General features: G+C 43.3%; 18 protein-coding genes. 9 read left to right on the top strand and 9 right to left on the bottom strand.

Going from position 1 to position 21,615, the window contains the following annotated elements; genetic code table 11:
- Positions 1-107: 107 nt before the first annotated feature.
- From ABFV72_RS08860 to ABFV72_RS08850, 3 genes are all read left to right on the top strand, one after another.
- Positions 108-1,646: a TolC family protein gene (locus ABFV72_RS08860; RefSeq protein WP_347163240.1), complete on the top strand. Its 1,539-nt coding sequence runs from the start codon at positions 108-110 to the stop codon at positions 1,644-1,646.
- A gap of 74 nt (positions 1,647-1,720) precedes the next feature.
- Entirely contained in the window at positions 1,721-4,045 is a 2,325-nt protein-coding gene (locus ABFV72_RS08855) for a type I secretion system permease/ATPase (RefSeq protein WP_347163238.1), read from the top strand.
- A 2-nt stretch (positions 4,046-4,047) separates the two neighbouring features.
- Positions 4,048-5,217, top strand: coding sequence for an HlyD family efflux transporter periplasmic adaptor subunit (locus tag ABFV72_RS08850; protein ID WP_290177149.1), 1,170 nt, complete (start codon positions 4,048-4,050; stop codon positions 5,215-5,217).
- Positions 5,218-5,332: 115 nt separating this feature from the next.
- On the opposite strand, the gene ABFV72_RS08845 is transcribed toward ABFV72_RS08850, so the two are convergent.
- From ABFV72_RS08845 to ABFV72_RS08815, 7 genes are all read right to left on the bottom strand, one after another.
- Positions 5,333-6,067: a hypothetical protein gene (locus ABFV72_RS08845; protein WP_347163237.1), complete on the bottom strand. Its 735-nt coding sequence runs from the start codon at positions 6,065-6,067 to the stop codon at positions 5,333-5,335.
- Positions 6,068-6,154: 87 nt separating this feature from the next.
- The gene (locus ABFV72_RS08840) at positions 6,155-7,177 is read right to left on the bottom strand and encodes an acyltransferase (protein ID WP_347163235.1); all 1,023 of its coding nucleotides are present in this window, start codon (positions 7,175-7,177) and stop codon (positions 6,155-6,157) included.
- A 531-nt stretch (positions 7,178-7,708) separates the two neighbouring features.
- Complete coding sequence (locus ABFV72_RS08835) at positions 7,709-8,251, bottom strand: peroxiredoxin-like family protein (RefSeq protein WP_101205252.1); 543 nt, start codon at positions 8,249-8,251, stop codon at positions 7,709-7,711.
- Between the two features lie 187 nt (positions 8,252-8,438).
- Positions 8,439-9,326: a glutathione-dependent disulfide-bond oxidoreductase gene (gene yghU, locus ABFV72_RS08830; protein ID WP_347163233.1), complete on the bottom strand. Its 888-nt coding sequence runs from the start codon at positions 9,324-9,326 to the stop codon at positions 8,439-8,441.
- Positions 9,327-9,396: 70 nt separating this feature from the next.
- Positions 9,397-10,050 (bottom strand): DsbA family oxidoreductase, encoded by a 654-nt coding sequence (locus ABFV72_RS08825; RefSeq protein ID WP_347163232.1) that lies wholly within the window; start codon positions 10,048-10,050, stop codon positions 9,397-9,399.
- A gap of 110 nt (positions 10,051-10,160) precedes the next feature.
- A complete protein-coding gene (locus ABFV72_RS08820; protein WP_347163230.1) occupies positions 10,161-10,715 on the bottom strand; it encodes a carboxymuconolactone decarboxylase family protein in 555 nt (184 codons plus the stop codon).
- Positions 10,716-11,107: 392 nt separating this feature from the next.
- On the bottom strand, positions 11,108-11,398 hold the full coding sequence (locus ABFV72_RS08815; RefSeq protein ID WP_347163229.1) for a putative quinol monooxygenase: 291 nt from the start codon (positions 11,396-11,398) through the stop codon (positions 11,108-11,110).
- A gap of 287 nt (positions 11,399-11,685) precedes the next feature.
- Here ABFV72_RS08815 and ABFV72_RS08810 point away from each other — a divergent pair, with 287 nt between their 5' ends.
- Entirely contained in the window at positions 11,686-12,366 is a 681-nt protein-coding gene (locus tag ABFV72_RS08810) for a glutathione S-transferase family protein (protein ID WP_057760571.1), read from the top strand.
- Between the two features lie 139 nt (positions 12,367-12,505).
- The gene (locus tag ABFV72_RS08805) at positions 12,506-13,090 is read left to right on the top strand and encodes a TetR/AcrR family transcriptional regulator (protein WP_101205246.1); all 585 of its coding nucleotides are present in this window, start codon (positions 12,506-12,508) and stop codon (positions 13,088-13,090) included.
- A 127-nt stretch (positions 13,091-13,217) separates the two neighbouring features.
- Here the strand turns inward: ABFV72_RS08805 and ABFV72_RS08800 are convergent, their stop codons facing one another.
- Positions 13,218-14,135, bottom strand: coding sequence for a haloalkane dehalogenase (locus tag ABFV72_RS08800; RefSeq protein WP_347163228.1), 918 nt, complete (start codon positions 14,133-14,135; stop codon positions 13,218-13,220).
- Between the two features lie 262 nt (positions 14,136-14,397).
- Complete coding sequence (locus ABFV72_RS08795; RefSeq protein WP_347163226.1) at positions 14,398-15,702, bottom strand: SIP domain-containing protein; 1,305 nt, start codon at positions 15,700-15,702, stop codon at positions 14,398-14,400.
- A gap of 193 nt (positions 15,703-15,895) precedes the next feature.
- On the opposite strand from ABFV72_RS08795, the gene ABFV72_RS08790 reads away from it, so the two are divergent.
- The 4 genes from ABFV72_RS08790 to ABFV72_RS08775 all read left to right on the top strand — a co-directional run bounded on the left by ABFV72_RS08790 (position 15,896) and on the right by ABFV72_RS08775 (position 21,569).
- Positions 15,896-16,660 carry an ABC transporter ATP-binding protein gene (locus ABFV72_RS08790; protein WP_101205244.1) on the top strand — a complete coding sequence of 255 codons (765 nt, stop codon included), beginning with the start codon at positions 15,896-15,898 and terminating at the stop codon, positions 16,658-16,660.
- Positions 16,661-16,773: 113 nt separating this feature from the next.
- The gene (locus ABFV72_RS08785) at positions 16,774-17,697 is read left to right on the top strand and encodes an ABC transporter substrate-binding protein (RefSeq protein WP_347163225.1); all 924 of its coding nucleotides are present in this window, start codon (positions 16,774-16,776) and stop codon (positions 17,695-17,697) included.
- A complete protein-coding gene (gene fhuB, locus ABFV72_RS08780) occupies positions 17,694-19,883 on the top strand; it encodes a Fe(3+)-hydroxamate ABC transporter permease FhuB (protein ID WP_347163223.1) in 2,190 nt (729 codons plus the stop codon). Before ABFV72_RS08785 ends, fhuB begins: the two co-directional genes overlap by 4 nt.
- Positions 19,884-20,084: 201 nt before the next feature.
- Complete coding sequence (locus ABFV72_RS08775) at positions 20,085-21,569, top strand: MFS transporter (protein ID WP_347163222.1); 1,485 nt, start codon at positions 20,085-20,087, stop codon at positions 21,567-21,569.
- Positions 21,570-21,615 lie beyond the last annotated feature (46 nt).

The following is a 21,615-nucleotide window of genomic DNA, read 5'->3' as shown; positions in this document are numbered from 1 at the left end:
TGGCTATATGAGTTATTGCCTTACCAGCTTAGGTTTAGTAAGGTTTAACACAGAAGTGTTGAATACATATTTGAGAGCGCATCAACAAGGACGATTACTAAAATAATATGAAAAATTCGTCAAATCGTAAGCAGTTACTTCGTAGTATTTCAGTGCGCCATTTTATGACCGCTTTGGCGACTGGTATATGTTTTACAGTGACTTCACACGCAGCAGTAGCAGATTTCCAAATCAATAGCTTAGTGGCGCAGGCAATTCAAACGCATCCTTTAGTAGGGTCGGCTCGAGCGAGTCAAGAAGCAACTACCGAAGGAATTAATGCGGCCAAATTAAACCTTTTACCAACGCCAAGCGTAAGCTCAGGTTACGATAGAGACAATGATTTTGTCTCAGAGGTGACCATTCGACAGCCTCTATGGACAGGGGGTAAGCTCACAGCAGATGTGAATCAAGCCATATTTGATGACAAGGCTGCGGTAGAGTATATCTACGAGCAGCAAAACCTAGTGGCCAAAACAACGATTGATGCTTGGCAAAGCTATATCCAAGCCGTCGCTACGCAAAGTGTCCATGTAGAGAACTTAAAAGAGCTGAATGATTTTGAAGCCATGATGCAGCGACGCGTGGGTCAAGGCGTATCAGCTCGTATTGAGCTTGATTTGGTGACTAACCGTATCCTACAAGAGCAAACATCTTATCAAGCGGCAGTTGAGCAGCAACGTATCGCCGCTGCTAGGCTAGAACAAATCATTGGTCAGCCACTGTCTCAAATGAGTGTCACGAGCATACCGAATCTTAAGGTGTTGGTAAATCAAGCCAAGCAGCAATCCGTTGACTTTGAAAGGATGGCGTTCGATAGAGCTGGCTTTTACAATCCTACCGTCGTAAAAGAGCACTTCCAGATTGAGTCCGCGAAGCAAGGTGTCGAAGCACAGCAAGCGGCTCGTTACCCAACTATCTATGCCCAATATGAGCATGCTTACTATCATGAGGATAACGAAAACGATGGTAAGTTCTCAGTAGGATTGAGCTATGCACCAGGTGCTGGATTTTCGAATTTTGCGCTAGCACGAGCTTCACAGGCAGAGGTCAACAGCCTAGTACAAAACCAAGAAGCTGCACGCCGTAATGTCATCGAGAACATTCAAGTACAATATCAGCAGTTTGTCAGTGCCAAAGACCGAGAAACCTCGTTGGTTGCTGCTGTAGCGGGGGCACAGATTGTGGTCAGCTCTTATCGCCGGCAGTTCATTGCAGGCCGCAAGTCATGGCTTGAAGTACTAAACGCTGTCCGTGAGCATAACGATTATCAAGTCCAGCTAGTACAAACTCGTGCAGAAATGTTGGGTGCGTTTTATAGATTACAAGTAGATTTTGGCATTATGCAGTGGCAGCAGTTTTCTCATAATCGTGACCCAGTGACTTTGTTTAGCCCAGTCAACTCTGTTAAGCAATGGCTCAATAAGCAAGACAAAAACAACGCTAGTAGTCATTTCGGTTATGGAAACAACGCAGCAGAAGAATATATCGATATTAAGCTGCCCGCGACGGCAGAGCAAAGCTTGAACAATGGTGAGTATCTCATGTTAAATGATGATTACAGTATTACGCCGATAACTGAACAAGAGAATATGACAAATAATTAAATCAACAAGTCATATAAACAGGCGTAAATTATCCTACATACGCAACCATCTAAAATATTAAATAAGCGATTCATATGAGTGCACAATTACAAAAGACACCGTCTCAGTCTGTTGACCACCATGAGCTGCAACACTCAGAGCAGGTCGATCTGACCGAAACGTTGACTGATGCGATTAAACATTTACTCGGACAGCAAGGCTATCCAGTAGACAATATACGACTCCATGATGTTGTCAAACGTCATAGTGAGCAGTCGGACAGACAAGGTCAGAGCATTCATGAGTTAGGCGGTGTCATTGCAGTACTACAAGGCATTGGCATAACCGATACACCAGAAATACTAGAGCAGCCTGATGCCGCTTTTTTACCCTTACTCGCGTATCGAACGGATTTAGGTTGGGGCGTGATTGATAGCCAAACGCCGCAAAAAAGTTGGAACTTTAGACAAGCGAACCAGCAGGTACATACGCGTGCCGAAGAGTTGACTTTGGTCATGCGTATTCGTCTAAAAGAAGATCATATTAAGCAGCGAAAGGCCTCATTTTCTGATCTATTAAAGTCTGATTTGGGTAATTATAAAGGTATTTTAGCTGAAGCCGTTATTGCTACTTTTCTAATTAATATGTTGGCATTAGCTGTTTCTCTATTTTCTATGCAGGTTTATGACCGTGTCATACCAACGCGTAGTGAATACACGCTGATCATTTTAGCCAGTGGCGTCTTCTTGGTGATCATGTTTGAAGCGTTTATGAAGTTTTCTCGCTCAAGAATCATGGATAAGGTCGTTGTCGGTCTTGATCAGTACCTATCTCGAGAAGTGTTCCAACGTCTACTCAAAGTACGTATCGACCAAATGCCGGGGTCAGTTGGCTCTATGGCAGCACAGCTACGTGGTTATGAGCAAGTACGTAGCTTTTTTACGGCGAGCACGCTTTTTGGTTTAGTCGATTTGCCCATGACCATTATTTTTATCAGCTTAATAGCTTTTATTGGCTCGCCATTAGTCGCTGTTGTACCAGTAATAGCGGCGGTCATCGCAATTACGATGGGACTGATTGCACGCAAACGCATCGATGCTATTGCATCAGAGGGCGCGACTGCCTCTTATTATAAGACGGGTCTGTTAGTAGAAGCTGTAGAAGGTGTCGAGACAATAAAAGCAGGAGCAGGCAGTTGGAAGTTTCTCTCGCGTTGGCTAGATGTGATGGATGTCACCATCAAAAACGACTTGGATATGAAGCATGCCAATGACAACTTAACGTATTTTACGCAGATGCTACAGCAAGTAAGCTACGTTGGTATCGTGATAGTCGGGTCATTTGTCGTTATGCAAGGTGATATGACAATGGGCGGACTGATTGCCTGCTCGATACTTGGTGGTAGAGTGTTGGCGCCTGTGATGGCGATACCCAATCTGCTAGTACAGTATGCTCATGCCAAAGCCGCTAAAATGAATATTGAGAGTCTGTTTGCACTAGAGCAAGACAACCAAGGCGTTGCATATCCATTATCGCCTACGCATATAAAAGGCGCGTATCAGTGCGATGGATTGTCGTTCAATTACCAAGGCAACGATCGACCAGCCATTACGGTTCCGCAACTGTCGATTAAACCAGGAGAGCGTATAGCGATACTTGGGCCCATTGGTTCAGGTAAATCTACCTTGCTTAAGGTGCTGGCAGGACTGTATGCACCCACGGAAGGACGTGTGTTGTTAGACGGACTTGATATACATCAAATCAGTCGTGAGACACTTAGTGAGCGCTTGGGTTATCTGCAGCAAGATCATCGATTGTTTCAAGGAACCCTGCGTGAGAACTTATTAATCGGTATGGCAGCGCCTAATGATGATGTCCTTCAAGAGACTTTAAACAGAACAGGGCTAATAAACTTAGTATCCAGTCATTCAAGTGGTCTCGACCTACCGATCAGTGAAGGCGGTAAAGGACTATCGGGCGGACAAAAGCAACTGGTGGCATTTACCCGTTTATTATTGACCAAACCTGATGTGTTTTTGCTAGATGAGCCTACAGCTTCTATGGATAACCGACAAGAGCAGCGCTGCCTACAAGTGTTACGTCAGGAGTTGACAAAAGGGCAGACGTTTATTGTGTCGACCCACAAGACAGCATTGCTAGACTTGGTAGATCGGCTGATCATTATGGATAACCAGCGTATTATTATCGATGGTCCAAAACAAGCTGTACTTGATGAGCTCAGAAAAAACGATCAAGCAAAAAATAAAACCACCGTACAGCAAAAAGATAGAATTGTTGATAAAACCAACCAAAAGTCAAAAGAGGGTGCTGAAGAAAATAAGCCTGCTACCTCTAGAGTTAGAAATATCAGCGTAAAACCCATCAGTGCTAAACATTCAACAGACGATCAAGGGAAGTAGGCATGTCAGAGTATAAGTACACACCCACCAAGCCCAAGGTTAATCGTTCAAGATTGAGCATTTGGATAGCATTAATCGGGATCGTCACTTTAATTGTTTGGGCATCATTTGCCAAGATTGACCAAGTGACCCGTGCGCAAGCAACGGTAATTGCCAGTGCTCGAACGCAAGAAATCCAAGCGTCAGAAGGCGGCGTATTGACTCAGCTGGCTGTCACAGAAGGTGAAGAGGTTAAGGCAGGTCAGTTATTGGTAGTGTTGGAGGAAGAGCGTGCTAAAGCAGCTGTTGATAATTCTGCTTCTAAAACAGCTGCATTGACTGCTAAGCTAGCAAGACTAAATGCTGAGATTTTTGAAAAACCGTTGGTATTTCCTAAAGGGGTACAGGACTATCCTGAGTACGTACAAAACCAAAGGGCACTATACAACAGACGTCGTCAAGCTATCAACGAGGAAGTCTCTTCCCTTGAGAAAATGCTAGTGCTGGCACGTCAAGAATTACGCATGAATGAGCCTTTATTAAAGTATGGCGATGTCAGTCAGGCTGATGTTATCAAGCTCAGTCGCCAAGTTGCTGACATCGAAGCGCAGATTAATAACAAGCGCAATAAGTACTTTGAAGAAGCACAGGCTGAAATGACCAAGGCTCAAGAAGAGCTAGATACAGAGCTTGAGCAATTGCGAGATCGGGCGCAAGTACTTGAAGAGAAACGTTTGATGGCGCCCACAGAAGGTAAAATTAAGAACATCAACGTGACCACTATTGGCGGTGTCGTCAAGCCGGGCGAAGTTATCATGCAGATTTTACCGACCAGTAGTGACTTGGTTATAGATGCCAAGGTCAGTCCTGCTGATATTGCTTATGTCAAAGAAGGTCAAGAAGCGACGGTTAAGCTCGATGCTTATGATTACTCTATCTTTGGAGCCATGAAAGGAACAGTCAACTATATCAGTCCAGACACGCTAATGGAGCAAACACCTAAAGGCGAAGAGCCTTACTACCGTGTATTAATTGTGATTAATGGTGCTGAATTTAAAGGGCGCGGTGATGAGATTGTCATAAAACCTGGTATGACAGCTTCTGTTGATATTAAAGCAATGGAGCGTACGGTATTGTCTTATTTGACTAAGCCAATTACCAAAACCTTATCAGAAGGTTTGGGTGAGCGCTAACAGCTTAATATTGAGTGTTTATTGACGAGATAATAAAAATCCTAGTTAATCGCTGGGGTTTTTTTATGTAAAGGTATTGAGTCTAATTGTGCTACTACTCATAACTCTTATATTCTTAGTTAGAGTTTTCAGGAAGTCTTTGGCTATTCGCCTCATTTCTTAACTGTTGTTGCTCATCAATTTTCTGCTGGTTACGCTTTTTGACTTCGTTGATAGCCGCACTCAATTGATCGTTTATCGCTTCCACTTCAGATTTTGCTGAAAGATAGTCTTTATCTATTTTGACGTTACTTTTTTGAGCAGGAACGTCTATATCCAACAAGCTTGCATTGTTTCTAATCTCTTCTAATTTATCATCAGTGTTCGCAACTATAGATTGGGTATTGCTATCTGTTTGAACATTTAGCGCCTTTTCCTTTTGCGGAGCAGTACTGTTCGCTTGAGATGATTCTATCGATGTAGAAGCTGGTTTTTTGGGTTTATCATCGACGTTATTGGCAGCTGAAGAAGAGGGCGCTTTTCTGCCTTCCACGTTGGCTTTTTGCTCATCACTACTTGTTAGGTGAGATGTTTTAGGCTCGTTACCAATCTCAGATTTTTTATTGACCGTGTCTTCTACACTGTCGTTAGTGTCATTAGATGTCTTAGTGCTGGTGACAGTGGTGGTATATACCTTTTCAGGTAGATCTTCATTGTTGATAGCAGCAGGTTTAGTCGTGTTTGTTTGGCTATCAGCTACTTCTACTGAATCCGTCTGATGAGTATTGAGATAGAAAACAAAGAAAACCCCAACATGTACTAATACTGCAAGGCACAACGCCCAAAACCATTTTTCGCGGAACTTCATCATTATATGGCTTTACCTTTATCATATTAGTACACGTGCGACACACCTTGAGGTTATCAAATAATTGGGATTGTTGATAGAGAGAATAAGCTAAGCCTGTTCAGTATTATCTTTAATTTCAGAGTCTCTATTTCCAGAGTCATTGCTCTCAAAGTCATTGGTTTCAAAGTCACTGCTCTCAAAGTCAGCCAGCATTTCTGTGATTAGTTGATCTTTTTGATGCCATATTTGCTCTACCCATCCAAACATCTGTGCTTTTATAGCCTCATCTGTTTCATAGCCGCCGTTTTTGATCGCAGTGAACAGGTCTTTGGGTATATCAATATGTCGCACATCGACGCCTAAACGTTTGATATTGCCTTTCCATAGATCGCTATAAGTGGGTACACCGTCAGGGTAGACAATCGTCATGTCCAAAATCCCATCGATCTCTTCCCCTAATGCACTCATAGCCAGTGATAACCCGCCAGCGCGTGGCTTAAGTAAATGCGTATAAGGGGATTCTTGTTTATCGTGTTTGCTAGCGGTAAAGCGAGTCCCTTCTAGATAGTTCAATAGCGTAAAAGGCTTGTCCTTGAGCAATGCACATGCTCGTTTCGCTTCTTCGATATCCTTACCCTTTAGAGCAGGGTTTTTAGCGATGGCTTCTTTAGAATGTCGACGCATCATAGGAAAGTCGAGAAAGTAGAAAGCCTGACCAATGACAGGGATGTATATGAGCTCAAACTTGGTAAAAAAGCGCGTTAATGGCAAACGTTTTTCGCTGATATATTGCACGATACTGGTATCAACCCATGACTGATGATTGCTCACCAGTAGATACTTACCGTTGGTATGCACATCATCAGGTAAGTTAATGCGCCAGTCTTTGCGCGGTAATACGTTATCGATCAATGCATTGTTGCTATTGATCCAATAGTTCGTCACATCGATAACGGCTTTGTCAGCGATGGCAGCACCAGTGATGGCCTTGGTAGCACCCATGACCCAGACAGGTAGACCAGCTAACATGCTATTAAAAGTGATAACGCTGGTTGCCGTCGTCAGTGAGGCAGCTTTGCCCAATTTTGGAGCGCGTTCATGTAGTTTTTGAACGATTGATTTCAATCGCATATCGAATCCTTTTACTCATACCTATGATGAGATATTGATAATGTTGCTGCATGATTCTAGCAGAAATTAATCTCAGTGTACGAGTGTTAACAACAAATAATAAACAGCATTGATAAATCAGAACGTACGATCGTATCAAGATTTAGCCAAAAAGAAAGACAAATCAAACCATAAAAACAGTCTGTTTTATTTATAAAAATAAACCGATAAAAAAAGAAATATAGATTACTCAAAAGGAAAAATGTTGATGATGATATTTCGAGCTCAAATATAGCCCTTATATGCTGGCTAGTCTATGAGTTTCGTCTAGAAACTCTTTTTGTAGATTGACCTTACTACTCACACGTTAGTACTGAGCAAATACTGATGAAGTTAGATATGAAGCGACTGCGTTTGATAGCAATTAAATTATCAATAAACAAAAAAAGGGCGTATCAAGAATTATCTCGATACGCCCTTTGCAATTCAACTGGTTAGATATTGATCAGCTAAATAATCGAGTGAATCAACACTCTATATTTACTATATTAATTAGCCGTGCATACCACGGATAGGGTAGTTGTTTTCTGGGTTTCTAACAAAAGCCAAACCGTTTGCCAAGGCTTCAAGATCTGGTCTAGAGAACGGTGCGTTCGAGATATCAACAATGTGTACTTTTCCTTCAGCATTGATAACGAACACAGCAGGCTCAGCGAAAGGATGATCGGTTTCTTTTTCTGAACGTGGGTCAGAGATATATAGACCTAGCGTATTCATCTGCTCGATAGTCAGACCATAAGCCATAGGGAAACTAACATCTATCTGATCTAGATGACCTTCTAACTGCTCTTTGCTGTCTGCAGATACTGCGATGATATCGACGCCGACGTCATAGAAAGATTGTTTTACTGTCTCTAAGGTATTTAAGTATTTTGTGCAAATTGGGCAATGCTTACCACGGTATACAACGACTAGTTTCCAGTCATGACCGTTTTCAGGTTTGCCTAATGAAGTCATTTCACCGTTTAATACTTGTACTTCCATTTCAGGAAACGTAGTACCGGCTTGAATTTTTTGAGCATAATCTGTTGACATAGTTCTTATCCTTTTTAGTAGTGTCTTTATAGTTAGTTGGTATTTAACAGCCTTACATTAGCAGTCTTAAGTGCAAAAGTATTGGATGTTTACAGTAGTTCCAAGTAGTAATAGGAAAAGTTAACATTACCTTTAAAATCGATTAATAAGACTACTTAAGTAAGCTAGTAAGTCATAGACAAAGCGTCTATTTTTTCGCTTCTTCAGTTGTCTGAGCATCTAGTTTATCTTGAGTTTTTAACTCAAAATCTGAGGCATCATGACGTTCGTGTAATTGCTCAGCAGGTTCACCCCAAGTGCGATTCACCTTGCGACCACGTTGCACAGCAGGACGTTCTAAAATCTCAGCTGCCCAGCGACGCACATTTGGATAGCTCTCAACTTGTAGGAACTCTCCTGCATTGTATGCTTCACCTAGTATTAGATTGCCATACCAAGGCCAAGTGGCGATATCTGCAATCGTATACTCATCGCCACCTAGATAGCGATTTTCTGCAAGCTCTCGTTCTAGTACATCTAACTGGCGTTTCACTTCCATCGTGAATCGATTGATAGGGTACTCAAATTTTTCTGGTGCATAAAAGTAAAAATGCCCAAAACCGCCACCCAAGTAAGGAGCAGAGCCTTGTAACCAGAAGAGCCAATTCATGACTTCAGTGCGTGCTGCTGCATCTTTAGGCAGTAGTTTTCCGAATTTTTCGGCAAGATAAAATAAAATAGCGCCACTCTCAAACACACGACTACCAGTCTCTGTATCCAAAAGCACAGGAATTTTTGAGTTTGGATTTAGCTCAACGAAACCTGATGAGAACTGTCCGCCCTCACTAATTTGAATCAGGTGCGCGTCGTACTCAGCTTCTGTCACACCTAATGCCAATAATTCTTCGACCATAATGGTGACTTTTTGGCCGTTAGGGGTACCCATTGAGTATATTTGCAACGGATGTTTGCCGCGAGGTAGTTCTGCTTCATGCGTTGGACCAGCGATAGGGCGGTTGACACTTGCCCACTTACCACCGCTTTCTGCATCCCATGTCCAGACGCTGGGTGGCTCGTAATGATTAGAGTTTGACATAATGATGATACCTTTTTATATACTGTGCTCAGTAGGGTGTAATTGGTAAATCAGACCCAGTTTATTGTTTTTATTCTGGCATGTCTGCTAGTTGCTTTAAGATGTTTTTGTAGTTTTCTACACCTTGTGCGCCGCTCACCAGATGACGACCATTAAAGATAACGGATGGTACGCTCTGAACACCTTGCTGCTTTGAATGCTGTACGGCTTCACGTATCACATTGGCAAAGCGTTGATCTGCGATAACGGCAAGCGCCTCAACACGATCGAGCCCAATATCTGCTGCGACGTCTGCCAGTACGGTACTGTCAGCCACGTTTTTATTATCAACGAAATGCGTAACGAATAATGCTTGTTTTAGATCGTGCATACGTCCTTGCTGATCAGCCCAATGCAGCAATTGATGCGCATTAAAAGTATTGTAGGTACGAAACTCATCGGTAAACTGAAAGTTAAATCCAGCTTCTGCACCTGCTGCTGTCATTCTAGCTCGGTTCTCTTTAACGTCCTCAGCAGTTGTACCGTACTTCTCCATAATATGCTCACGATAGTTTCGTCCTTCGTGCGGCGTATTAGGATTTAATTCAAATGGATGCCAATGAATCTCATGCGGCGTGTTGGTTTGTTTTAGTGCCTCGGCCAGTTGACTATAACCGATAGCGCACCAAGGGCATACAACGTCTGACACGATGTCTATTTGTAAGGGTTTTTTTGCCTGTTCCATAGGATCTCTCATTAGCGATAAATTAAAATGAAAAACTGCTGCCCGAAGATGTTTCGAACAACAGTATGAAAACATCAAATGGACTGTGTCAGCGTTAGCCGAAAAACGTATTAGTCAGCTTTATGCCATTCAAATTTCTGGAATGGTTTGTCGACTGGTGTGTTAGCTAGGTGGTTCGTGTAGTTGCTCATGACTTTTTGAGCAGCACCAAGAATAACTTCAAGAATCTGACGTTTAGTGTAGCCAGCATCTAAAAATGCTTGAACCGCGCTGTCATCAACGTTACCACGATTACGGACTACAGATAGTGTGAAGGTACGCAATGCTTCCAATTTTTTAGTTGGTAGTGGCGTTTCATCACGTAATGCATCAGTGATAGCATCATCTACTTTCATGCTCTTAGCAATACCAGTATGCGCAGGCACACAGTAATGGCAAGCATGTTCAACGTTGATAGTTTGCCATACAACGGTAGTTTCTTCATCATCAAAGCTGCTGTCTAAAAACAGTTGATGTAGCTGTTGGTAGCCTTCTAGCAAGCCAGGCGCTTCAGCCATCACGGCATGTAGGTTAGGTACCATGCCAAATGCTTTGATTGAAGAATCAAGTAAGTCTTTGCTTTCTGCTGGGGCTGTGTCTTTATCGTGTAGAGTAAATTCGGTCATAATATAATTCCTAATAATAGGTTTAAGATTTAGTGTGTTTTAGAGTTTTCATGCTCGCTTCAAAGCAGTCGCTGATTTACATTTAATTATTGGCTTGAGTAGTTACTCAAAATTAGCAACTTTGCTTAGTAAGCGAGTCAATAGAGACTACTATAAATGATATTGAGCAATCGCTCAATAATTATTTGAGTAATCGTTCAAGTAAATTGTAATGGCTCAATTACATTCCTCTGCGTAATTCATATTATTCTATTAATATCAGTACCTTAATAAGGTAACACTGTGTAAGTAGTAAGAAAAAATAATGGTAAAAAGGTGATTGTTAGCATTAATAACGTTATTTTCTCTAGTGTTACGAACAAAGCTTATTGAAAAGATTGAATGAATCGAGATTAATTAACTTCTGTCATCTCATGTAGCACGAATGGTTCAACCGCGCCTTCTGTTGCGGCAGAGAAGTCTTTTAGATGTTGGTTTTCCATATGGGTTTGCCATAGCTCGCGGGTGGCCCAGCTTTCATGAAACATAAAGTGAGTGGGTTTTTCATTATCTTGGAACAAATCATAACGAATACAGCCTTCTTCGCTGCGGGTAGCTGGTATGAGTTTTTCGAGTTCAGCTTTTACGAGAGCGATGGTATCGTCCTTTGCTGTTATATGAGCGATGACGGTTAATGTAGTCATTTATAATCCTTTGAATTGGTGTGATGGTTAGACAAGTTGTGAGGATGTCTGTTGGTAAAAGAGTCTATATGCGAACAGGGTAGTACCGGCACTGTGTTTATTATATCAATATATAACATTACTTGAACGACCGTTCATTTGTGGTTATAGTGTATATCAGACAATAAAAATGTGCTTCAAATTTCGACGTCTATTTTTGTTATCTCATTACAGCTTTTATAGTCATTAGTATAGTCACTAGATTTAATAGTCATCAGACGACTGTCTTCATATAATAGGATAAAGTTATGCTTAAATTTTATTTTCATCAAACGCCAAACCCAATGAAAGTAGCATTGTTTCTTGAAGAAACTGGGCTGCCTTATGAACTTGTTGCAGTAGATACGCTAAAAGGTGAGCAGCATACACCTGAGTACCGCGCTATTAACCCAAACGGCAAAACACCTGCGCTAGAAGATGATGGCAAACGCGTGTTTGATTCTACAGCTATCTTGATGTATCTTTCTGAAAAAACAGGAAAGCTGGCAGGACAACCAGAAGATCGTAGCGAAATGCTGTCATGGCTAATGTTTGTAGCATCTGGATTGGGCCCTTTTTCTGGTCAGTCTGTTCACTTTAGACATAAAGCGCCAGAGAAAATCCCATATGCAATTAACCGCTATCTTCGTGAGGCCGAGCGTCATTATGAAGTGTTAGATACACACCTAGAAGGCCGTGAATATATGGTTGGTGATAGCTACTCAATCGCTGATATTTCTACTTGGGGCTGGATTGATAAAGCGACAGTTGTACTAGGCGAAGGCGGCTTGGATAATTATCCAAATCTAAAGCGCTGGTTTGATAGCATTAATGCTCGTCCAGCTGTACAAAAAGCCCGTGACATTCCTAAAGGTATTGATTTCAAAACTGAGTTTGATGACGTTGCTGCACGCGCGCTTTATCCGCAGAACTTTGATAAAAACAGTTAATCGATAAAAATAGTTAATCGAAGCAAAGAGACTTAATAAGTCTTATAATATAAAAAGTGATTAAAACCAGTAACTAAGGTTGATTCTACAAACTTTGCCTTAAAATAGATTTTAAGGCAAAGATATTAAGGTGAAAATTATGAGTGCTCCGATAAAGTTCAATCGTGAGGATGTGATCGAAAAAGCAAAAAATCTCTATTGGGAGAAAGGCTATCACGCGACATCAATGCGCAATTTGCAAGATGTGGTGAATATGCACCCAGGTAGTATTTATGCAGCTTTTGGTAGTAAAGATAAACTATTTACAGAGTCGCTGAATCGCTATGCTGCAGATGGTGCCAAGAGATTGGCCGACTGTATTGAGCAAAAAGACACAGTGCTGGATGGCTTAAAACATTTTATCCATACGGTGATTGTCTGTAATAGCGCTACCGCGCCTAGTGGTATGTGCATGATCGTCAAGACAGTCGCTGAGCTTACTCAAAACGACAGTCCAGATTTGCTCGCACATGCAACAAATATATTGGAAGGTATAGAGGCGTCGTTTGCCGTTCTCTTTGGACAAGCCATTGATAGCGGTGAGATTAGCGCAGAAAAAGATCCAGTTGAGCTGGCGCGTTATTTCCAAATTCAAATTATAGGTCTCAGGACGTATGCGCAGGTTACTAATGACAATGATGCGGTAGAGAAATATATCGATGATATTTTTAAAAATATCGTATAGTAAGGTTGTATAAAAAGCAGATTTTTTAGTTATGACAGCTCGCGCCTTTTGTCGTTGACCAATCATTGTAGTATTACTAAAAACCCTGATTGCTAGTACATTAGCAATCAGGGTTTTTTGTTATCTATTACTGTGCTTTTGGATTATCGTTGATGAACTTCAGGAGAAGCTCAGCCAACGTTTCGCCTTGGTCTTCTTGCAGGAAATGACCGCCATTAACAATAGTCGTATGATTTTGGTCTTTGGTACCCGGAATTAGCTTTTGCATGATGCGATCGCCGCCACCAGTTACGGGGTCGGAATCACTAAACAATGTAATGAATGGCTTGGTCCATTTGCTTAGCACGACCCAAGCAGCACGGTTGTTTTCTGAAGCAGGATCATCTGGTGTCGTGGGTACTAGGATAGGAAACTGTCTGGCACCTTCTTTATAAGACTCATCAGGGAAGGGTGCATCGTAAGCATCCAGTACGGCTTGTGGTAACGTCGTTGTGGTACCGCTTTTGATGGTGCCTGCTACATTAAATTGCGGCGTCTCCTGAGAGAACTTCTGCCACTTGCGAAAACCTTCGCCCGGATCATGATCTCCAGTCGGTAGCATCGTATTTCCTGCTGCAACGCGATCGAATTTATCAGGATGTGCTGCTACTAAGCGTAGGCCGATTAAACCGCCCCAATCTTGACAAAACAGTGTGATATTTTTTAAATCTAATTGATCAAGCACCGATTGCATCCAATCGACATGGCGCTGATAAGTGTAGTCAGTACGCGATGCAGGTTTGTCTGAACGTCCAAACCCAGGAAGGTCTGGTGCGATAACGCGGTGTCCTGCTGCTGTTAGTATGGGAATGACTTTGCGGTACAGATAAGACCAAGAAGGCTCACCGTGTAATAGCAAGATAGGGTCGGCGTCGCTTGGACCTTCATCAAGGTAGTGTACGCGCAGCTCACCACCTTCTGTATCATCGACCATCAAATAGTTCGGTTCAAAATCGTAGTCTTGCAAGTTAGCAAAACACGAATCAGGCGTCCTAAGTTTTTTCATATATCATCCTTGGGTTAGAAAAATAACACTGCATTCTGGCACTGGTGTTAGATAGTCTATTAGAGGTGAGTCTCTAAGTGCGACTCGACTATCACTGGTAATCCTAGCGATAAGGCTATCTAACTATAGTCTATATTGATTAAACGTTCAAAATGAAAACTATACCCTACATGCATTCGTTGCTGCAAACATTAATAGTAGATGCGCCAGTAGCATCCACTATATATAGGATAAGTTTTGAGTTTCATTTTATAAGGCTAAACTAATCGTGACGCCAGTAGACCTTTACCACGACATCGGTACGACTTAGCTCAAGTCGGTCTTTCAGCAATGGGCGCAATGCTTTGGCAGTATTTGCTTCTAGTGCTCCCCAAACTTTATCAACTTGTAGAGGGTTATTAGTCAAATAATCACCCAATTTACTGTCAATTAGCGTGGCTAACTCTGCTCCTGAGTTTGGTTGATTGGTTACTATGGGCAGTACGGTAAAATGATCATCCTTGCGGCTTTCAGTTTCGCAATCAAGGCCACCAAGGCTACTGCGCATTTTTACAGTATCAAAATAGCTTTGATCGCCTGCATCTTGCGTTACACAAATGACCAATGGTGGCGTAGGGTTGTTCCATAGCTCTAGCAGTCGTGCTGCCGTTGGCATCGAGGTCTCATCGACAATCAGTACCGCTTGACCGGCTCGTAAGTGCTCTACCTTTTCTGGAAACTCTCGTTTTGTGACAACGGTCTCGCCTGCTTGTAGTGCTGCTGCCCAGTTGCCGCCTGGCGTATCCCCATGTAAAAAAACATCGACCCAAGCTCGTATCTCATCATCAGCTTGCCATGCTTTTCTCAAAGTGTAATAGCAGTGAGGACGAGCAGGGCGTACGTTTTCCTTCTCGCTACCATTAGTTTTATAGTCACCAGCTTTATTGCCATCAGTACTGTCCGTCGTTGATGCATCGGTCATTGCATTGTGCTCTAAATCAAACAAGTAAGCGTAACCCGCTTCGTTGGTAGGCACTAACGTCGAGCTTGTTGCGCCTTTAACATCGCTTAATTGAGCGGCATTATTTAATGGTGTATCACTATTTAATGACGGCATGCTCAATTCAAGGCGCAGCATATTTTTGCTGACTCTATAACTACTTTGCACATCAAATACTTGCTTGGTCAGCTTGATTGTTTTTTTGCCTAGCTTTTTATCTGCTCTTTGTTTTAGCAAGATATATTGGGCTTGCAAATCATCAAGCTTGGAAATAGGTGCAGCAAAAGCAATAAAGAAAGTCTGGTCATGGATCGAGCTATCTTGAGCGCCAACCAGTTGATTCTCTGAGCTTTTTGGACAAGTCTGTATAGCGATACCCTCAGCATAAATATCAGTTATTTGGGCATCGACCAGATCCGATTCGGCGGTAGATAATGAGGTAAATGCACTCAAAAATCCAAGTAGTTCGTCGAGGTGCTCTTCATTAATATGAGCGACCACACCTGCTATTTCAGGATCGTTTAGGGGAGTGTATTGGCTGTTCTTGTTATCGGTGTTTTCTGTAAAAGCTAAAAGAAGGTTGGTCATATAAATACTCGCAATCAACAGAGCGTTGAAATTAAAGTGAATGAGTTTATAGTTAATGATAATTGTTTTTGTTATCATTTACGAGTAAAATCAGTTTTTATTGTGGTTTGATCCTAAAAAATCGGTCTATAACCGATGGCCGATAAACCATAATTTTTATGACATATTATTTTTATCAACAATGAGTGCTTATATGCTACGTGCAAACCAGCTGACTATCAGCCGTCAAGGAAATACTCTATTAGACAACGTGACTTGTGAGATTGATACCAATCAACTGGTGGCTCTGGTTGGGCATAATGGGTCTGGCAAATCGACCTTGATCAAAGCGCTAGCGGGTGAGATGGCAAGTAGTAGCGGCAATGTCACTTTAGATGAGCACAGTATCAATGACTACGGCAGTAAGGAGTTAGCGCGGCAAATGGCATATCTGCCGCAGCAATTGCCAGAAGCTGCTGGATTCACGGTGCGTGAGCTAGTCATGCTAGGGCGCTATCCCCATCAAAAATGGCTACAAAAGCCAACTCAAATAGATAAAGACAAAGTCGCGCAAGCATTAAAAGTAACTCAAACCGAAGCGTTTGCTGATCGCATCACTGCCACGCTATCTGGTGGTGAGCGCGCTCGTGCTTGGCTCGCAATGTGTCTGGCACAGGATACCCGTTACTTGTTGCTCGATGAGCCACTTGCTGCGCTTGATATGCATTATCAAATCGAGGTCATTCAGCTCATTCGTCGTTTGGTGGATGAGCAAGGCTTAAGCGTGGTAATTATTATTCATGATATTAATTTGGCAGCGCAATATGCCGATCGAGTCATCGCGCTGAAAAATGGCCAAATATGTCATAACGGCGATATCGCCAGTACCATGCAACCTACCGTGCTACACGATATCTTTAATGTCGATATGCAGCTACTCAGTCATCCTATTACTGGACAGCCTGTCGCAGTCGCCTAACGTTTGGTTTTTGCTCCTTCTTTTTAATTCGCCTACAAAGATACGCTTCTATGCCTCCCGTTTTTTATACAGATAAATTATCAAAACATCCAATAGTTACGTCAGTATCAGTAATGACATCACTGAAATGGTTCGCCCTCGCATTGTGCTTGGTATTGACGGCCTGTAATAGTCAGACATCCACGCAAAAAACCGCTACCTCAGAAGCAGAAAACAGTCATAGCGATAGGATGAATATCGTGTCTCCCGACTGGGGTAATGCAGCGACTTTAACAGCGATGGGGCATGCACCAATTGCGACAGGTGATGTCAGGGTTTGGGACAGATGGGTGGGAAGCCCCAAACTGCCAACATCGATAACGGACTTAGGCATACGCTATCAGCCCAACGCTGAGCTAATCGCTCAACTACCTGTCGATATGGTCATAGATAATTATTTTTATGAGCATGCACGCAACTTATACGGTGATGTGCCTGCTGAGTCGGTGATGTTTGCTGCCAAAGGAGAGATGGCAACTTGGGCTGACTATACCGAGCCGACGCGGGAGCTTGGCGTACTGATCGATAACCCGAAGATGGCTGAAGACTATATTGTACAAAGCCAGAAAGACATACAGCTGGTCAGTCAGCAATTCCAGCAGCGCTATCCAAAAGCCAAGAAATTTGCAGTGGTACAGTTTGCGGATGCTAATAACATGCGTATGTATGTGGCAAATAGCTTATTTCAGCCTGCGTTAGAACAGATGAATAGAGAGCTTGTAGTATTGGGCAAGGGTAATCAGTGGGGGTTTGTGCCGATACGAATGGGAGATTTGGCGCAATTAGATGATGAGACTTGTCTATTAATTATCGATCCACTAAGCCCAATCACTAGAGCTGAAATTGATGACAGCTTGATTTGGCAGCGCCTAGGTTACGGCAATACTCGCTGTGTGGGCGAGCTACCACCAGTATGGATTTATGGTGGGATGTCATCATTGGTCAGCTTAGCAAATAACTTGTCAGACGTTTCATTAAAAGGCGGGAATGTACTATGAGCGCCAATATAAATACTCACAACAATCATATCAATAACAACACCGACAGTTCTCATAACGACAGTGCTCATACGATGACATTAGCTTCTCAAGCAGCAACGGTTTCAGGTTCATCGCTATCGTCATCCTCATCAACGTCATCGAAACATTTATCATCACCACTGAATCAACCACCGAACCAATCCAATCCCCAGACTTCTTTATTTGCCAGTATATCTTGGCGACTATGGGCCATGCTCATCGGACTAGCGGCTTTGTCGTTATGGAGTAGTTGGGCGCTGTTAGATCAGCAATGGACGCGCCCACTTCGTGACTTGCTTATACCAAGCTCGCAATTGGATATTGCCAGTATGGCGATACAGCTACATATCGTGGCAACCAGCGTAGTGGCGTTGTTGGCTGGCGGGTTATTAGGCGTGGTCAGTATTTTACTACAGCAATTGGTAAAAAACCCCCTAGCATCAGATACGACGCTAGGGGTGGGCGTGGGTGCACAGTTGGCCATGCTCATCGTCACGTTGTTTTTGCCAAGCTTGGCAATTTATGGCGGACTTTATGTAGCCTTTGTAGGAGCTATCATTAGTATGGGTCTGGTGTTTGCCTTATCAGCACCCAGTCGATTTAATCCATTGATTTTGATATTGGCCGGTTTGGTGGTCAATATTTTGCTGGCCGCAGTAGCCAATGTACTAGTGCTGTTTTTTGCTGAGCGTAGCAATGGCATGCTGTCATGGGCAGCTGGGTTTTTGGCACAAAACAGCTGGCATACCAGCATTGCGCTAGTCATCACGGCTATTTTGATGGCGGTTGTATGTCTGCCATTACTAAAACCATTAACGCTAATGAGCCTAGATGACACCCAAGCAAAACGTCTGGGTGTACCTATTAATGGGATTCGCGCACTTGTTGTATTGGTGGTCGCCGTTGTGACTGCTTTAGTGATTAGTGAAGTTGGTTTGATTGGTTTTATTGGTCTTGGTGCAGCAAGTTTGGTCAATGCGCTGGGTATTTCTGCTATTGGTAAGCGTTTGGCCATTGCCTTTGGTTTAGGAGCATTGCTGTTATTATTGACTAGCAATGTCGCGTTACTGCTTGAGCCAATACTTGATATGCAGATTCCAGCTGGTGCCATGACAGGTATCTTGGGTGCACCGCTGATTATTTGGCTGATTTTGCGTCAGCGCCGCGCGCGGATAGAGACAGTGACGCCGATGCTTGCGGGTAAACATACATCCATTGCCTTTTGGCGATGGGGCGTTGGTGTGCTAGCTATCATCATGCTGGCTTGTCTTTTTGTACAAGATATCAATGGTTGGGGGCTCAGTACGGACTGGGCGCTCACGCAGCAGTACCGCTTGCCTCGCAGTTTGAGCGCTGCGGCCACAGGTTTGATGTTGGCAGTTGCCGGTGTGCTACTGCAAACTTTAACGCGTAACCCTATGGCCAGTCCAGAGGTATTAGGAGTCAGTTCAGGCGCGGCACTTGGGGTTATTTTAGGGTTTTTATTATTACCAAGTTTAGGGCTATCTGCGGGAGCAGGGACGTTGCTGATTTCAGGACTGTCAGGGGCGATGGCCGTGCTGCTATTGATTATTTGGCTGGCGCGCAGGGTCAGCTCAGGTTATTTATTGTTAGTGGGCATAGGCATTGCCGCCATGATGGATGGGGTGATGCATATGGTCAAGCTCTCAGGAGACCCGCGTCTAGAAGCGATGCTCAGCTGGCTGTCAGGGACAACTTATAGCGCGCAGCCCAGTACGGTATGGTATCTCATTGGCATCGCTTCTATCTTATTTGTACTCAGTCTACTGCTGATTAAGCCTTTGCGCGTTCTTGGACTAGGTACAAGTGTGGCGCGTAATCTAGGTGTGGCAGTTACGCCAGTGACTTTGTCGTTATTGGCATTAGTAGCAGCGCTTAGTACGGCCAGTACGCTTGCCGTTGGTCCGTTGAGCTTTATTGGTTTAATGGTGCCTCACTTAGCTACCTCACTAGGAGCTGTGAAGCTTGAACGGCAATTGCCACTAGCTGCACTTTTAGGGGCAGGGGTGATGGTGATAGCGGATTGGATTGGCCGTTATGTTATTTTCCCTTATGAGCTGCCTGCGGGTACGATTGCTGCCATTATCGGTGGTGGATATTTCTTATGGCTCATTCGTAAGGTGCCAGCCTCAGCAAATAGATAGCTTATGTCTGCAAGCATTGAATAGCCGACAATTTTGACTTTATTCAGCAGAGGCCTATCAAACCTTATTTGATCAGTATTTTGATAAGAATAACGATGCTAAGTTTCAGCTAAATTGGATGACGCGCTTGGCAGGCTAGCAAAATAATAACTAGGAGTAAGTCATGCCGACCATCACCCAATTTTATGATGCCACTGCTTAATGAGCAAAGCCCCTATAAATAACACATCTACAAATGAGACGTCTATAAACGAAACCTCGAATAGTAGCAGTCATGGCTTTACCGACAAACAGGTACAGCAGGTATTATTGACACTATTACTCGGCGGTACGGTGGTCAGCTTCAGTAATAGTGCGCTTAACCCAGCCATTCCTGTTTTTATGTTGGTGTTTGATGTCGACATTGTGATGGGCGGCTGGGTGTTGAATGCTTATGTCTTGGCCATGAGTGTGGGGCTGATGCTGAGTGGCTACTTAAATAAAAAGTTTCCTTTTAAAACTGTTTATTTGGCAGCAATTTTTGGATTTATGCTGGGAGCAGTCATTGGCATGCTGGCATCTAGCATGAGCTTTGTCATCATTGCCAGAGCCATACAAGGACTGAGTGGTGGTCTGATCATTCCGCTATCTATTGGTATGCTGTATCAGATTTATCCGCAGCAGCAGCATGGCAGAGTAATGGCGCTATGGGGCGTTGTTATTATGATGTCATTAGCGTTTGGCCCTTTGGTCGGTGCTTATTTGGTTGAGCAGTTTGCGTGGTGGACATTGTTTGCCATTACCTTGCCACTCAGTGCAGCGGTCATGGCGATGGTGTGGCGATTGATACCTGATATGCGCTCACATGATAAAAAAAGCCCCTTCGATACCATTGGGTTTGTCAGTTTGCTTATTTGGCTATTGGCTATGATGGTTTGGCTGAGTACGCTGGAGATAGACTTTACTAGTGAATTGTTCAGTAGTGACGGATTATTAAAGATAGCCACATTGGGTTTATTGTCTGTCGGATTTTTACTGTCCGCAATGGTTTGGTGGGCCTATGAGCGGCGGCAGAAACATCCATTATTAAACGTGCGCTTGTTCAATAATAAAACCTATTTGCACAGTAATATCATTAGCATTACTCAAACAGTCGGTTTGATGTTGTGTCTCTTGCTATTACCCGTGCTGATACAAGACGTGATGGGTGAGAGTGCTTTATGGACAGGCATTGTCCTAATGGTCGCGACGCTCATAGCCAGTATCACCACGCATTACGCTGGCAAGATGGTAGACAAGCGCGGTGCCAGAGGGATTGGCATCGTAGGAATTGCGATTAGTGCGCTGTCTACCTTGATGCTGGCATGGTGCTTGTATCAGCCCACACTTTGGCTATTAATGTTGATTATGAGTATGCGCGGTGTCGGAGTGGGTCTAGCATACCTGCCAACCACGACCGTTGGGTTTAGCAGCTTACCCAAAGACTCAGTCACTGAAGGAGCCGCCCTAAATAACATCAGTCGCCGCATCATCTCTACCATATTTATCACGCTGTCGACCCTTTATATAGGCAGTCGAAGTGCGCAGTTATTAGCAGCAGGTAGTAGTGATGGCATGGCAAGCGCGATCCAAGAAATACTGGTGGTCATCGCGGTGATTTTATTATTCACGATTCCTTCAGCGTGCAAATTGCCACGATCCCCATAGACAAACACCCCGTATCGGGGTTTTCTTTAACTTATCAAGACTGAAA

Source organism: Psychrobacter proteolyticus (assembly GCF_039762275.1).
Lineage (GTDB): Bacteria > Pseudomonadota > Gammaproteobacteria > Pseudomonadales > Moraxellaceae > Psychrobacter > Psychrobacter proteolyticus_C.
The sequence above is the reverse complement of the archived record's forward strand: the minus strand, read 5'-3'. Positions and strand labels throughout refer to the sequence as shown.

What these genes read in the sequence shown, in the direction of transcription:
- ABFV72_RS08850 (WP_290177149.1), top strand. Translation starts at nt 4,048, where the DNA reads ATGTCAGAGTATAAGTACACACCCACCAAGCCCAAGGTTAATCGTTCA.
- ABFV72_RS08815 (WP_347163229.1), bottom strand. Translation starts at nt 11,398, where the DNA reads ATGACTACATTAACCGTCATCGCTCATATAACAGCAAAGGACGATACC.
- ABFV72_RS08820 (WP_347163230.1), bottom strand. Translation starts at nt 10,715, where the DNA reads ATGACCGAATTTACTCTACACGATAAAGACACAGCCCCAGCAGAAAGC.
- ABFV72_RS08800 (WP_347163228.1), bottom strand. Translation starts at nt 14,135, where the DNA reads ATGAAAAAACTTAGGACGCCTGATTCGTGTTTTGCTAACTTGCAAGAC.
- ABFV72_RS08805 (WP_101205246.1), top strand. Translation starts at nt 12,506, where the DNA reads ATGAGTGCTCCGATAAAGTTCAATCGTGAGGATGTGATCGAAAAAGCA.
- ABFV72_RS08855 (WP_347163238.1), top strand. Translation starts at nt 1,721, where the DNA reads ATGAGTGCACAATTACAAAAGACACCGTCTCAGTCTGTTGACCACCAT.
- ABFV72_RS08810 (WP_057760571.1), top strand. Translation starts at nt 11,686, where the DNA reads ATGCTTAAATTTTATTTTCATCAAACGCCAAACCCAATGAAAGTAGCA.
- ABFV72_RS08860 (WP_347163240.1), top strand. Translation starts at nt 108, where the DNA reads ATGAAAAATTCGTCAAATCGTAAGCAGTTACTTCGTAGTATTTCAGTG.
- yghU (WP_347163233.1), bottom strand. Translation starts at nt 9,326, where the DNA reads ATGTCAAACTCTAATCATTACGAGCCACCCAGCGTCTGGACATGGGAT.
- ABFV72_RS08835 (WP_101205252.1), bottom strand. Translation starts at nt 8,251, where the DNA reads ATGTCAACAGATTATGCTCAAAAAATTCAAGCCGGTACTACGTTTCCT.
- ABFV72_RS08795 (WP_347163226.1), bottom strand. Translation starts at nt 15,702, where the DNA reads ATGACCAACCTTCTTTTAGCTTTTACAGAAAACACCGATAACAAGAAC.
- ABFV72_RS08785 (WP_347163225.1), top strand. Translation starts at nt 16,774, where the DNA reads ATGACATCACTGAAATGGTTCGCCCTCGCATTGTGCTTGGTATTGACG.
- ABFV72_RS08825 (WP_347163232.1), bottom strand. Translation starts at nt 10,050, where the DNA reads ATGGAACAGGCAAAAAAACCCTTACAAATAGACATCGTGTCAGACGTT.
- ABFV72_RS08790 (WP_101205244.1), top strand. Translation starts at nt 15,896, where the DNA reads ATGCTACGTGCAAACCAGCTGACTATCAGCCGTCAAGGAAATACTCTA.
- ABFV72_RS08845 (WP_347163237.1), bottom strand. Translation starts at nt 6,067, where the DNA reads ATGATGAAGTTCCGCGAAAAATGGTTTTGGGCGTTGTGCCTTGCAGTA.
- fhuB (WP_347163223.1), top strand. Translation starts at nt 17,694, where the DNA reads ATGAGCGCCAATATAAATACTCACAACAATCATATCAATAACAACACC.
- ABFV72_RS08775 (WP_347163222.1), top strand. Translation starts at nt 20,085, where the DNA reads ATGAGCAAAGCCCCTATAAATAACACATCTACAAATGAGACGTCTATA.
- ABFV72_RS08840 (WP_347163235.1), bottom strand. Translation starts at nt 7,177, where the DNA reads ATGCGATTGAAATCAATCGTTCAAAAACTACATGAACGCGCTCCAAAA.